General features: G+C 63.5%; 15 protein-coding genes and 1 pseudogene. 8 read left to right on the top strand and 8 right to left on the bottom strand.

Annotated elements, in window-relative coordinates:
* Positions 1–24: 24 nt before the first annotated feature.
* On the bottom strand, positions 25–468 hold the full coding sequence (gene aroQ / locus ABRP17_RS06500) for a type II 3-dehydroquinate dehydratase (RefSeq protein ID WP_188325202.1): 444 nt from the start codon (positions 466–468) through the stop codon (positions 25–27).
* A gap of 159 nt (positions 469–627) precedes the next feature.
* On the bottom strand, positions 628–906 hold the full coding sequence (locus tag ABRP17_RS06495; RefSeq protein ID WP_372486922.1) for an SOS response-associated peptidase family protein: 279 nt from the start codon (positions 904–906) through the stop codon (positions 628–630).
* 108 nt (positions 907–1,014) lie between these two features.
* On the opposite strand from ABRP17_RS06495, the gene ABRP17_RS06490 reads away from it, so the two are divergent.
* The 3 genes and pseudogenes from ABRP17_RS06490 to ABRP17_RS06480 all read left to right on the top strand — a co-directional run bounded on the left by ABRP17_RS06490 (position 1,015) and on the right by ABRP17_RS06480 (position 2,915).
* Entirely contained in the window at positions 1,015–1,476 is a 462-nt protein-coding gene (locus ABRP17_RS06490) for a VOC family protein (RefSeq protein ID WP_349985467.1), read from the top strand.
* A gap of 106 nt (positions 1,477–1,582) precedes the next feature.
* A pseudogene (locus ABRP17_RS06485) lies at positions 1,583–1,981 on the top strand (transposase); the annotation flags it as partial.
* A 448-nt stretch (positions 1,982–2,429) separates the two neighbouring features.
* Positions 2,430–2,915: a hypothetical protein gene (locus ABRP17_RS06480; protein WP_349985468.1), complete on the top strand. Its 486-nt coding sequence runs from the start codon at positions 2,430–2,432 to the stop codon at positions 2,913–2,915.
* Between the two features lie 121 nt (positions 2,916–3,036).
* On the opposite strand, the gene ABRP17_RS06475 is transcribed toward ABRP17_RS06480, so the two are convergent.
* The gene (locus tag ABRP17_RS06475) at positions 3,037–3,582 is read right to left on the bottom strand and encodes a hypothetical protein (RefSeq protein WP_372486921.1); all 546 of its coding nucleotides are present in this window, start codon (positions 3,580–3,582) and stop codon (positions 3,037–3,039) included.
* 166 nt (positions 3,583–3,748) lie between these two features.
* On the opposite strand from ABRP17_RS06475, the gene ABRP17_RS06470 reads away from it, so the two are divergent.
* Positions 3,749–4,660 (top strand): type II CAAX endopeptidase family protein, encoded by a 912-nt coding sequence (locus ABRP17_RS06470; protein WP_349985469.1) that lies wholly within the window; start codon positions 3,749–3,751, stop codon positions 4,658–4,660.
* A 637-nt stretch (positions 4,661–5,297) separates the two neighbouring features.
* Here the strand turns inward: ABRP17_RS06470 and ABRP17_RS06465 are convergent.
* Both ABRP17_RS06465 and ABRP17_RS06460 read right to left on the bottom strand, forming a co-directional pair.
* Positions 5,298–5,747 carry a hypothetical protein gene (locus ABRP17_RS06465; RefSeq protein WP_349985470.1) on the bottom strand — a complete coding sequence of 150 codons (450 nt, stop codon included), beginning with the start codon at positions 5,745–5,747 and terminating at the stop codon, positions 5,298–5,300.
* 188 nt (positions 5,748–5,935) lie between these two features.
* Entirely contained in the window at positions 5,936–6,811 is an 876-nt protein-coding gene (locus ABRP17_RS06460) for a LysR substrate-binding domain-containing protein (RefSeq protein ID WP_349985471.1), read from the bottom strand.
* A 111-nt stretch (positions 6,812–6,922) separates the two neighbouring features.
* On the opposite strand from ABRP17_RS06460, the gene ABRP17_RS06455 reads away from it, so the two are divergent.
* Positions 6,923–7,792: an NmrA family NAD(P)-binding protein gene (locus ABRP17_RS06455; RefSeq protein WP_349985472.1), complete on the top strand. Its 870-nt coding sequence runs from the start codon at positions 6,923–6,925 to the stop codon at positions 7,790–7,792.
* A gap of 158 nt (positions 7,793–7,950) precedes the next feature.
* On the opposite strand, the gene ABRP17_RS06450 is transcribed toward ABRP17_RS06455, so the two are convergent.
* Positions 7,951–8,478 carry a hypothetical protein gene (locus tag ABRP17_RS06450; protein WP_349985473.1) on the bottom strand — a complete coding sequence of 176 codons (528 nt, stop codon included), beginning with the start codon at positions 8,476–8,478 and terminating at the stop codon, positions 7,951–7,953.
* Between the two features lie 292 nt (positions 8,479–8,770).
* On the opposite strand from ABRP17_RS06450, the gene ABRP17_RS06445 reads away from it, so the two are divergent.
* Complete coding sequence (locus tag ABRP17_RS06445; protein WP_349985474.1) at positions 8,771–9,556, top strand: DUF3011 domain-containing protein; 786 nt, start codon at positions 8,771–8,773, stop codon at positions 9,554–9,556.
* Positions 9,557–9,612: 56 nt separating this feature from the next.
* Positions 9,613–10,284 carry a class I SAM-dependent methyltransferase gene (locus ABRP17_RS06440; RefSeq protein ID WP_349985475.1) on the top strand — a complete coding sequence of 224 codons (672 nt, stop codon included), beginning with the start codon at positions 9,613–9,615 and terminating at the stop codon, positions 10,282–10,284.
* Positions 10,285–10,403: 119 nt separating this feature from the next.
* Here the strand turns inward: ABRP17_RS06440 and ABRP17_RS06435 are convergent, their stop codons facing one another.
* Together ABRP17_RS06435 and ABRP17_RS06430 are read right to left on the bottom strand one after the other, a co-directional pair.
* A complete protein-coding gene (locus ABRP17_RS06435) occupies positions 10,404–10,838 on the bottom strand; it encodes an H-NS family nucleoid-associated regulatory protein (protein ID WP_349985476.1) in 435 nt (144 codons plus the stop codon).
* 171 nt (positions 10,839–11,009) lie between these two features.
* The gene (locus ABRP17_RS06430; protein ID WP_349985477.1) at positions 11,010–11,432 is read right to left on the bottom strand and encodes a BLUF domain-containing protein; all 423 of its coding nucleotides are present in this window, start codon (positions 11,430–11,432) and stop codon (positions 11,010–11,012) included.
* 109 nt (positions 11,433–11,541) lie between these two features.
* On the opposite strand from ABRP17_RS06430, the gene ABRP17_RS06425 reads away from it, so the two are divergent.
* Positions 11,542–11,856: a hypothetical protein gene (locus tag ABRP17_RS06425; RefSeq protein WP_349985478.1), complete on the top strand. Its 315-nt coding sequence runs from the start codon at positions 11,542–11,544 to the stop codon at positions 11,854–11,856.
* The last annotated feature ends 82 nt before the right edge of the window (positions 11,857–11,938 follow it).

Raw genomic sequence — 11,938 nt, 5'->3', positions numbered from 1 at the left:
AGGGCGCAGGCGCCCGTTCGGATTTCAGACGCTGGACAGCCGCTGTACGGCGGCATCCATCGCGTAACGGTAGCTGTCGGCACCGAAACCGCAGATGACGCCGATCGCCTTGTCACTGAAATAGCTGTGCTGGCGGAAGGGCTCACGCGAATGCGGATTGGACAGGTGGATTTCGATGAACGGCACGTCCACGGCTGCCAGCGCATCGCGAAGGGCGACGGAGGTGTGGGTGAACGCGGCCGGGTTGATCAGGATGAAGGCGGTGCCATCGGCACGCGCGGCCTGTATGCGGTCCACCAGCACGTGCTCGGCGTTGGACTGCAGGCTTTCTACTGTGTGGCCTGCCGCCGCGCCCTGCGCATGCAGCGCCTGGTCGATCTGGGGCAGGGTGGTGTGGCCATAGACCCCCGGCTCGCGCGTACCGAGCAGGTTGAGGTTGGGGCCGTGCAGGACCAGCAGTTTCGCCATGGGAGCCGAACAACAGGAAAGGGCGGCAGTCTGGCGGAAGCTGGAGTTGATGTCCAGTTCGGCGAAGTTATGCGCGTTTCAAGCGATTGTTTGAAAGCGGGCGTGCTTGTGTGGGGTGCGGCGTGCTGCTCCTGGTGTGCGGCTCAGCATAGCTGGTGGCTATCGGGGCGCTGGTGGCCGCTCCCTCGGCGTTGCCAGGTTGAGGAACTCGCCCTCTGAGCGTGGATATCCGTCTGCTCGGCTGACTCGGCATGCCTCCATGGAAGTGGGGGGCTCGCTGGCCAGCAGCATCGCCATGGCGTCGTCGGGCTCGGCGGCCATCCAGTCGTCGACCTGGCCAGGCTGCAGCCACACCGGCATCCGGTCGTGGATATCGGCTGACACGCCGCTGCTGTCGCCGGTGATGATGGTGAAGGTGCCGAGGCTGCCATTGCGCATTCACTTGACCGAACAAGCTGCGCCACCTAGATTTCCTGATGAACCCACTATCACGCGTAACCCCAGAGACGGCCAACATGCCGAGTCGGCCCCTATGATCATGCAGCCATGACTAAGACGACGCACCTCGGTGGCGTTGATCACGCCGGCTTTACGGTTTCCTCCTTGGACGAATCCATCCACTTTTGGACCCAAGCGCTGGGTTTCGAGCTGCAGCGCCAATCGGAGATGGGAGGCGATTTCCTGTATCAGGTTACAGGCGTTGATGATCCGAACGTGCGCACGGCAATCGTCTTGGCGCCGAATGGGTTCATGGTTGAGCTGCTGCAGTACTCTGGAGGTCGCCAGCATGGAGCCGCGCCGGAGAGTGCCGGTGCGATCGGAGCTGCACACCTGGCTTTGACCGTGGAGGATATTCACTCCGCCATCGCCCGTGTAGAGGCTGCGGGATGGAAGGCGAAGGGCAGTCCACAACCCATTCCAGGCGGTCCACGCAAGGGGACACTAGCGGCCTACGTCTCCGGCCCCGATCACATCACAATCGAGTTCATGCAGCCGCCAAGCAGGTGATGGGCGGGCCAGCGCAAGAAGACGCGCCGCGAGTTGTTCCTCAATGAAATGGATCACGTAGTGCCCTCGAAGCGTCTGCTGGCGCTGATCGAGCCTAGGCCTTGTGCACCATGTGACATGCACGGCTGCCAATGTCGGCGACGTCACGGTCACGCACGAGCTTCTGCACGGGAGGGAGGGCTGCGTGCTGGGCGATAGTGGATATACCGGGGCGGAGTCGCGGCCCGAGCTTCAGGACTCCAAGGCAGCCTTCCTGATTGCGAAGAAGCGCGGCAAGGTGAAGGGGATCAAGGACGCGCGCGATCTCCAACAGCACGAGCGCTGGGAGCGTTGCAAGGCCAGCATGCGAGCGAAGGTGGAGCATCCCTTCCGCGTCATCAAGCGCTAGTTTGGCTACACCAAGGTGCGCTACCGAGGCCTGGCCAAGAACAGCGGGCAGGTGCTGACGCTGTTTGCGCTGTCCCATCTGTGGATGACACGCCGACAGTTTCTGCCGACAGGATAATTCCGTCTGGAGACGCCCAACGGTACCTTCAAAACCCCGTTTTAAACAAAATCCGCTGCTCAGACAGGGGCGGAGGTCGCTCGGCTCATGAATCCAGCAGTGCGGGTGATCTGCTCGACCTTCCCTAGAGCGCCCTCCGCCTTGATGCCTAGGTACGCACGATGCTTTCTAGCTCCGCATGCCCACAGCAACAGTTGGACCCCCTTGAGGTCTCGCGTCCTGCGCTGGATCAGCGGGGATACTGCTACTGCGGGGGGCGATGGGAGGGTAGCCTAGACCGAGGCGACCTTGAGCCGGCGAAATTCGCGGCTGTAAACAGCTACGTGGCCACGCTGAGTGGTTCTGTCATGGGGTTTGACGTCAATGGGATGAGCAAGGCGGTGAGAGCCGCGGGCTCGGATGAAGGTGCATACATACCCGCAGAGAACTATTTCCTCGAGGTGAAATGATGAATGCTCATTTGGGTGCAATTACGGTGGTATTGGCGTTGGCCCTGTCGGTGCTTTCCGGCTGTGAGCGCCCCTCGGAATCTCAGGCGCAGGGTCGAGTGCCTGGAGCCTGCAAGATGCGCGGCAACGGCGATGCGCCTCCAACCTGCATGACTTCAATTTCAAGCGTTCTTGCGGCGCCAGAGCGATATGAAGGGATGAAGGTATCGTTTGGAGCGTGGGTGGACCAGATAAACGATGTTTTACTTGTCTTCCCATCGGAGGATGCGATGGGTTTGAGGGATGCGGCTAGCTCGATGGTCATCTACCCGGAGAAGAATGTGCGGTCTGAGGATCGTTCGCTCTCGGGTTTGTCTGGGAGTGCTAGATTTGTTCGGGTCACCGGCTTCTTTTATCGAATAGAGGACGGGGTTCGAAACTCCCGCGTGGATCCTATTGATTCGGGTAGATTCGGTGTGTTGGAAGGCGTAACGATTGAGGACTGAAGCGGGCGCCAACTTTCCTGCAGAGGCCATTCGCGCCAGTGACTCATTCCAAGTGAGTTTGTACACGCAGGGCGATGCGCTCGATCCTCATGCTGAGCCGCACACTCGTAATGTTGTGCGTCTACTGCGCCCGGCGGCAGAGCAGGGCCCGCAGTAACGGGGGATCACCGATGACACGCTGCGCGCAGCCGCCCACTTGGGCGTGGCGGGCCATGAAGGCCTTGAGAGGACAGGCCTGGACAGGATCGACGCGCTGCGCTTGCTGCTGGATGTCCCTGATGCCGGCAGCGTCTCCGCTGTCGCGCGCCAGCGCTCCATCGCTACGTCCACGGTGGCGCTCGCCGTCAGTCAGTTGGAACAGGGATGCGATCGAGCGGATCGTATGGCCGGCAAACGGCGCCCGCGATACGTCTTCGCGCTCAACCAAGCTAAGCGCCCGCGGGGATCGTCGACGGACCGCCGGCCGGATCCCGCCAGTTTCGGCGAGAACCCCTCGCACGGACGAGTGATGCCGATCGAACAGCCTCGCAATCTGGTGCAACGACTCGCCCTGCCGCCAGCGGTCCCACATCAGGGTTTTGTGGCTGTCGGTGTACTGAATCCTTGTCCTTCGCTTCATTCGCAACACTCCTGTTGCTTGGGCAGCTGTCTGTGTTTCATCGAACATATGAAACCGCCACCCAAAGCGGACACCACGGGCGACGGCTCAGCGCCATTTCGTCGGCGATCCGGGTGATTCATCGGCGGCTTCTGTGGCTTGGTCGCAAACGGGTTGCGACGTCCCCGCGCGGATGGCAACTTGCAGCGGCGATGACGTCGACATGGAGCCCCGCATGACCCCCGTTGCCCTGTATTCGCCCGATCCGGCGCGCGGCTGGCTGCCCTGGGCTTGGCTGACGCCGATCCTGATGATTTTGTTCAACGCGGTACCGGTGATCGTGCTGGACGGGTGGATGCAGTCGCAGCATTGGTCGACGCCGCGCGGCGATCCGATCGGCCTCGCTGGCATGTATGCGCTGCTGTGGATCGGCTTCGCGCCGACGCTGGCGGCCGTGCTCGCCTGGGTACGGTTCGTCGAAGGGCGCTCGCTGGCGAGTATCGGGCTGACCGGTCCGGCGCCGCTGAAAACGTTCCTGCGCGGACTGGCCTTTGGAATCGGCACGATCGCGCTGGTCGTTGTCGCGATCTGGATGGCGGGCGGCATGCAGGCGGCGGGCTTGGGGCAGGCCTGGCGGTCGCCCGTCAGTCTGCTGCACATCGGTCTGCTCCTATTGAGTTTCATGTTCCAGGCGAGCGTGGAGGAAGTCATCTTCCGCGGCTGGATGCTGTCGGTGGTGGCGCGCAAGACCAATGTCGCGGTGGCAGTGCTGCTGGTGTCGCTCGTTTTCTGCTTCCTGCATTTCAGTCCGCACCAGCCGCCCCGGGTCATGCTCGGCACGTTCCTGCTCTCGCTGTTCGCCTGCGCCTGGGCGCTGCGGACCGGCAATATCTGGGGCGTGATGGGCTGGCACGCGGGGTGGAACTGGTTGCTCGCGACCGGCTTCGAACTGCCCGTCACCGGCATCGATGCGCACTTGCCGGCGCTGCTGGTGGCGCTGCGCCCGCAAGGCCTCGACACCCTGACCGGTGGCGCGCATGGGCCGGAAGGCAGTTACCTGTGCAGCGTCTTCTTCGTCGCCGCGATCGCGTGGATCCAGTGGCGAAAGACGCGCGGAGCTCAGAACTTCTCGCCGAGCAGCAGGTAACGCCACTGCCCGGGCGGCATCGCCCCGTCCGGGCCCTTGCCGATCGGATGCTGGTTCGCGCCGTACCGGCGACGACCAAGCAATGGAGTGTCCGCTAGCGCTCGGTGGGCCGATCGACGCTCCGCTACGGGGCGTCTCGGTATCGATCGACCCGAGGCCGGGCCCTCGCTAATCGAGAGGGCCTTGCGTCTGCGGCGGACGCGCCAGATCGCTCCACTCATCGCGCGCCGCCCCCGAGATTTCGGCGGCGCGCAGGGCGTACGTGCAAGCTCATCCGGAAGCAGCGGGTGCTCGCTTTGCAATTTGCTACTGGTGCGGATTCCGCTCCAGATATTCAGCGAACTAGAGGCAACTTAGGTTCGGGATGCGAGTGCCATTACCGGCTGGAGCCGAGACTGCCTTTGCCGAAGTGTCAACAAAGGGTGGTCTGGCTTCCCCGACAAAGCTCGACTAGGCCCACCTTCGGCTTTCGTTTCGCGACGACTGCCCTTGGCCGGAAGCGGACACCCAATGGTTAGAGGAATTTGGTAAGCCCCATCAACTCCGCGCCAATCATGAGCGCGCCGTTGGTCAGCCAAGGCTGTGGAAGACAGCCTTGGCTTTACGCTTCCGATGCCCTGCACCAGCAAGAACCAAATCAGTTTTCCTGATAATCGCTTTCGTCGTACGCGCCCGCGACCGTGCACGTCAGCTTCGGCGAGGTGTCTCCGCCCAGCGTCAGGTCGCCCATCGGGGTGGTGCGCCCATCCTCGGCGTTGAGTTTCGCCGCCTTGCGGACAGCGGCCAGGCTGGCACCCAGGTCGGCGGTGTAGCTCTCGCCCAGCTCGCCACTGGCGTCGATGAAGATGGCCACCTCGCGTACCGGCAGGCCGAACACCAGGAACGGCACCGGCGGCTTGATGGCGGCGATTCCGCCCTCCGCATCGTGGGGCAGTGACATCCACGCTGCACCGGTGGTGTCAGGTTTCGTGCGGCATTCCAGCGCCGCTTGAAGCGTCGGCGCGACGGCCTGCCACTGCGCGGCGTCGAGCGCATGCGCTGCCGGGGCCGCCAGTACGCCAACAAGCAGGGGTGCCAGGCTTTTCATGGGAACGCCACGCACACACGCCATCCATTGCGTCAGGGTCATCACAGGTCACTCCGGGTTGCATTGCAGTGTCTCGAATGGCGCCGGCCCGAATGGCCGTGACACGGACGCGCCAAGTCTACGATGCGGCAAGGTGATCGCTTGGTTGCGCAGTGCGTTGGACATCAGCGGTCATGTTCCATGACGCCCTATCCGTGCAATGTCAGGGCCATATCCGGGTAGCGCGCACAGATGAAGTCCACGAAGGCGCGCACCTTCGGCGTGGCCAATCGGCGCGAGGTGTGCAGTACCCATAGCGCGGGCTCGGCACCGGTGATCACGCCCCACTGGATGAGCGCGCCGCTGGCGATGTGCTGCTGCGCGATGGACGCGGGAATCAGCGCGGCGCCGCCACCGGCCAGCGCGGCATCGCGGATCATCAGGAACGAGGAGAATCGCAGCCGCGGAATGGGCTCCAGAATCAGGCGTCCGTCGTCGAGATTCCATTGCCCAGGCTGGAAGGTGGCGGCGACAATCGCAGGCACCGCGCGGACGGTGCCGCGCTCTGGCATCGCCATGCCGGGCGCGGCAACCACCACCAGCCGGTCCTTGGCGAAACAGCGACCGACCAGAGCGCTGTCTGGCCGTGGATTGGTCCGGATCACCACATCGAAGTGTTCTTCAATGAGGTCGACCATGCGGTCCTCGGCCACGACCTCGACGGTCACCTCAGGATAGGCGGCGCAGAAGTCTGCACCGATGCGCCCCATGGCCAGCTGCGAAAACAGTACAGGGGCGGCGATGCGCAGCACGCCGCGTGGAGAGGAAACGCCATCCCGCGCGGCGGCCATGGCCTCGGCCACCTCACCCAGTGGGGATTCGATGCGGTTGACCAGTATTTGGCCAGCCTCGGTCAGGATCAGGCCGCGCGCGCTGCGCTCCACCAGCCGCACGCCCAACTGGTCCTCCAGATCCGAGATCCGGCGGGACAGTGTCGCCTTGGATCTGCCGCTGGCCCGACTGGCCTTGCCCAATCCGCCGCTGGCCGCGACCAGCAGGAAGTCGCCCAGATCATTGAGGTCCATGGTGTTTCATAGATGAGACGGCGGGTCTACATAATGTGGTCTGCGTTTTGATAGTGCAACGGACTATCGTTTGCTCGTCCGATCCCCATCCATCCGCTGAAGGAGTTTCACATGAGCATTCTCGTTACTGGTGCCACGGGCACTGTCGGTGCATTGGTTGTCGAGGGCCTGGCCGGTGCAGGTGCCGACGTCAAGGCGCTGGTCCGCACACGCGGCAAGCGCGCCTTTCCTGCTGGCGTCACCGAAGTGGTGGGCGACCTGACCGACGTCCCGTCGATCCGCGCCGCGCTGTCTTCGGTCCGCACCTTGTTCCTGTTGAACGCGGTCACGCCCGACGAGGTAACGCAGGCGCTGATCACGTTGAACCTTGCGCAGGAAGCGGGCGTCGAACGCATCGTTTATCTGTCCGTGATCCATGCGGACACCTTCACCAACGTGCCGCACTTCACCGGCAAGCACACGGTCGAGCGCATGATCGAGAGCCTCGGCATTGCGGCCACCGTGCTGCGTCCGGCGTACTTCATGCAGAACGAGCTGATGGTCCAGCAGACCATCCAGGACCATGGCGTGTACCCGATGCCGATCGGCTCGGCCGGCGTGTGCATGATCGATGCGCGCGACATCGCAGAGATCGCTGTGGCGGAGCTGCTGCGACGTGACCGTGCACCGGCGGCGCTGGAGGCGCTCACCCTGGAACTGGTGGGTCCGCAGGCCATGACGGGCGCATCGGTGGCGGCCGCGTGGAGCACCGCACTGGGCCGTGAGGTAGCTTACGCCGGTGATGACGTGGCGGCGTTCGAAGCGCAGATGGCGTCCTATGCACCGTCCTGGCTGGCGTATGACATGCGCCTGATGTTGGCGGGCATCCAGCTGCACGGCATGCGCGCCGCCGAGGGATCCGTCGAACGACTGCAGGCGATCCTGGGGCACCCGTTGCGCACCTATGAAGCGTTCGTGCGCGAGGCAGCCGCGGGGGGCTGATTGCACAACAACGGCAGCCAAAAACACGGTTCGCCCCCGGCGCGGTGGGCTTCGCGCAGCGAGGGGCTCAGTTGCTGCTGCGGGACCAGTGCCTTTGCATTGCCCTTGTCATGCCTGGAGGGCCGTCAGGACGTCGGCCCCATGCTCCCTTGGCATCGTCACTTCCGCCTATGTGCCTCGGAGCGGACGGCGTTGAGACAGCCGCGTCCGAATGCGTCGAAGAAGAGGATCACATCATGGTCGGCGGCCACATGCTTGAATCCGATGAGGGGTTGCGGAGAGCCGGCCGGCGACGCCCAGTACATTTTCGTCGGCGCGAAGTGGTCCTTTGCGATCTGCCGTTCAATACAGCCTCCCGATACCCTCATGACCAAGTCTGTATTGCTCGTCAGGCCAGGATCGACAGATGTGGCTATTGAAAGACGGCCGACAGTTTCTGTGCTCAGGTCGACGCGACCCTCGAGGTTGAATTCTGTTTCCGCGCTTGTCGTTCCTGCGCGTTGGCCGTGCGTTGCGAGCAGCGTGCTGCGCTCGTGTGTAACGTCAGCGGCGAGCATCCGCAGCCGCATCAATGCGCTCAGTTGATCTGCGCGTGATGCGGGCTCGGTCGGTAGGGCGGAGCTGGGAGGGGAGGCAAACGCAATGCCTGGGTCGACACATAGTGCGCTTATGAAAAGTAGTTTCATCGCGTCATTCATTTCGCACCAGGATCGTTTGCATCGTAGTGAGCTGGCCAGCACGGGGTACACCTCGCGCATCGGAATCACGTCCGGCATCGCAGGATAAAGTGCCGGTCCGGGTGCCGCTTGCCCCGCTTCCGAGCGGGGCAATAAGTGCAGACTGATTCAGCGCAGCGACGCCCTCCGGCGTGCCTATCTCCTTGCAACGTGACCCGCGCGCGCTTTAGGCCGTGCACACCGACTGCCACGTGCGACTGCTATCGTCCGCTTTCCTCGACAGGTCTCACGGATGCTCACCATGTTCAGGTTCTCGCACCTTGCCGCAGTCGTTCTGCTGACCCCCTTGGCGGGCGTTTCTCCCGCGGCCAACGCGGCCATCCCGCTCTTCAACGGCACCTGCCCGGGCTCCATCGAGGTGCATGCCGATGAGGGCGGCCCGGTCTACATCAACGGCCGCCAGACGCAGTTGAAACGCTTCAACGACAATTACTATGAGGCGCGTGACGCGAGCAGCGGCGTTACCTTGTCCATCAACCGTTCGCCCGATGGCGGCGTGCAGATGAGCTATACCGGCAGGGGCGGCGCCAACGGGGTCTGCCAGGTGGGCAGCGCGGGTCAGTCGGGTGACGGCGAACGGCCGCGTCATGATCGTCCTGCCACCGACCGTGGCGAGGGGGCGTTGCCGGCTGAGGTGACCTGCGAATCGCGTGACCGCAAGCAGACCGAGTGCGACATGGACACCCGCGGCGACGTACGGGTCGTTCGTCAGCTGAGCAGCACGCGCTGCGTAAAGGGTGAGAACTGGGACCTCAACCGCCACTCGATCTGGGTCAAGGACGGGTGCCGCGCGGTATTCCGCAATACGTCCTCGCGGGGGCGACCCACCGAATCGCGGGCTGATGGGCGAGGGGCGTCCGCCGCGTGCGACGACCGGGCCAATGCGGAGGGCCGCGTGGTCACCCGCGTACCGGTCAATGAACAAGTGACCGAGCTGATCATCGATTATCCGGACGGCCGTTATCTCTGCATGGCCAACGACGACGGCACCGTGCAGTCGCTGACGCGCATGCGCAGGCAGCCCTGAGGCTTAATGTAATCGTAAGTGTTACATTTGCGGTCAACCTCGAAGAGATGGCCGCCATGTCGTTTTCTGATCCCGCTGCGGTATCGCAGTACATCGATAACCTGGTGCGCAACGTGCCAGGTGTGCATGCCCTGCATCAGATGGCGCAGGTGCTGCTGGCCGAGCGGGTGCCTGCGCACGGGCAGGTGCTCGTGCTCGGTGCCGGGGGTGGGGTCGAAATGCGGGCATTTGCCGAGGCGAGCCCGACGTGGCGCTTGGTGGGCGTTGACCCGTCGGCCGAAATGCTGGCGCTTGCGCACCACACGCTTGGCGACCTGTCGCTGCACGGCGAGTTGATCCAGGGCTATATCGACGATGCACCTGACGTGCTCTTCGATGGCGCGACGTGCCTGCTGACGCTGCACTTTCTGTCGCCGGACGAGCGGTTGCATACGCTTCGCGAGCTGAAACGTCGGCTCAAACCGGGTGCTCCCCTGGTCATTGCCCATCACAGCGTGCCTGACGAACCCACCGAAAAAAGGGTATGGCTGCAGCGCTGGGCCGCATTCGCCATGGCGCGCGGAGGTACCGACGACGACCTCGCCGCCCGCGCCGAGGCGCTGGCGAGCAGGTTGCCCACGCTCTCACCCGAGCGCGAAGTGGCGCTGCTGGAAGAGGCCGGGTTCATTGAACCCCGCCTGTTCTACGCGGCGCTTTCCTTCCGCGGGTGGGTCGCCTACGCCGGGTAGAGCCGACTTCAGTCGGCTGCCGTTCCGCAGGTGATTCGCCTATGCCGGGTAGAGCCGACTTCAGTCGGCTGCCGTCGATTGGCAGCCCTCAGTCGCCTGCTATCGATAATCTCCCCGCATCAACCCGGATAAAGCGGGAACCGCTCATCAGGGTGGCGCTTCTTCCATTCGGTGTGCGCCACCGTGCCTTCCCAAGCAAGGAATGCGTTGGGCGGGCGGCCACGGCCTGACCACGTCTCGCCACTGAACGGCAGCCAGAAACGCGGCGGAAGCTCCTCTGTCGGCCGCTTGGCCGGGCGCGCTGCCTTGGCAGGCGTCTCGCGGGACGCCACGCTCGAGGTCGACTTGGCACCAATGGTCGCCAGGATAAGCGCCTGTTGTTTCGGGCTGAAATCGGCGTAGTACGCCTTGAGCAGCAGGTTCACCCGCTCGAAGGCTTCCTTGGTGGCGGCACGCAGCAGCGCCTGGTCGTTCAGGCCTGAGCGTGCGATTTCCTGTTCAAGTGCGGCTTTTGCAGTGGAGGCGGATCGAACGCCTGGGGACACGCGCGGCATGGGATTCCGGTGAGGCAGTGGAAGGGCCGGGGCAAGATAGCAAATGCGGGCATGCGGCTGCGATCAACGTAACGCTGAGCCAAGTCGGGGTGCGGCGAGCGCAGCGGTATGGTGGGCATCAGTCGCTGACAGATACCGCCGAGCGTGGCTCGGCGCTACCGATGTGACGGGTCAATCGCGGACTGGATGTACGCCCACGACGTCGATCAGGCGGCCCACTGCGGTGGCGCTACCTTCCGCCGCGCTGGGGGCGAAACCTGCCCAGCTGGCCTGCGCGACCGCATCGAACGTCTCCGGGTCCACGTCGAACTTCTTCATGGGCCAATACGGGAAATAGCGGGAACCGGCATGCCCTTGGGCAATGACCTCGACCTGCGTGTGACGCGTCGCCTGAAAGATCCGACCATAGACGGCGGTTACGCCATCCTCCGGCCCCTCCAGATACTGCAGATAGCGCGCGCCGTCGAACAGCAGAACACCGCTCACTCCCGCCGTGCGGTTGAACGTCTGTGCATTGTTTACAAGCACTTCCAGCTCAGGAGGGCTGATCTTTGGAGAAACCTTACTTACGTACACCAACGCCCTTACAGGCATTCCCGGCACCTCATGACGCAACACACTCTGGACTGGGAACGCTAACACTTAACGCGTTCATCACAGAGGAGGAAAACCTGAACGATTTATCCTGACCCGTTCTCACGCCATGGCGCGTCTTGATGCCGGGATCACGCTGGCATGGAACTCCCCTTACGCGCGGTTGGCTACTTTGACCGTCAGATCATTCGAGACTGACCTGATGATTGACACCGGCGTATTCCGAATCAGAGATTTCCAAGCGGCAAAGGGACCCGATGGCGCCATCGCGTACGTGCAGACGATCCATGCCGAATGCAAAAGCTGTGGCCACATCACGTGCATCGAGGAACGGGACATCCAGCAGCTGTTTGGTGGACTGGTCGTCAAATGCGAGAACTGCGCGACGGTACAGACGTTGAGCAATGCGGCACTCGGCAGGTAGGCTGAGAGCAAGAACCACCAGGTTGCAGATGCTGGATGCCGCCGCTTCAGCGCGCCCAGCCCGGCGGTAGGTACTCCAAGGA

This window comes from Stenotrophomonas sp. WHRI 8082, from assembly GCF_040223995.2.
Classification (GTDB): Bacteria; Pseudomonadota; Gammaproteobacteria; order Xanthomonadales; family Xanthomonadaceae; genus Stenotrophomonas.
Note: the sequence above shows the minus strand (reverse complement) of the source record. Positions and strands in the feature narration are given on the sequence as shown.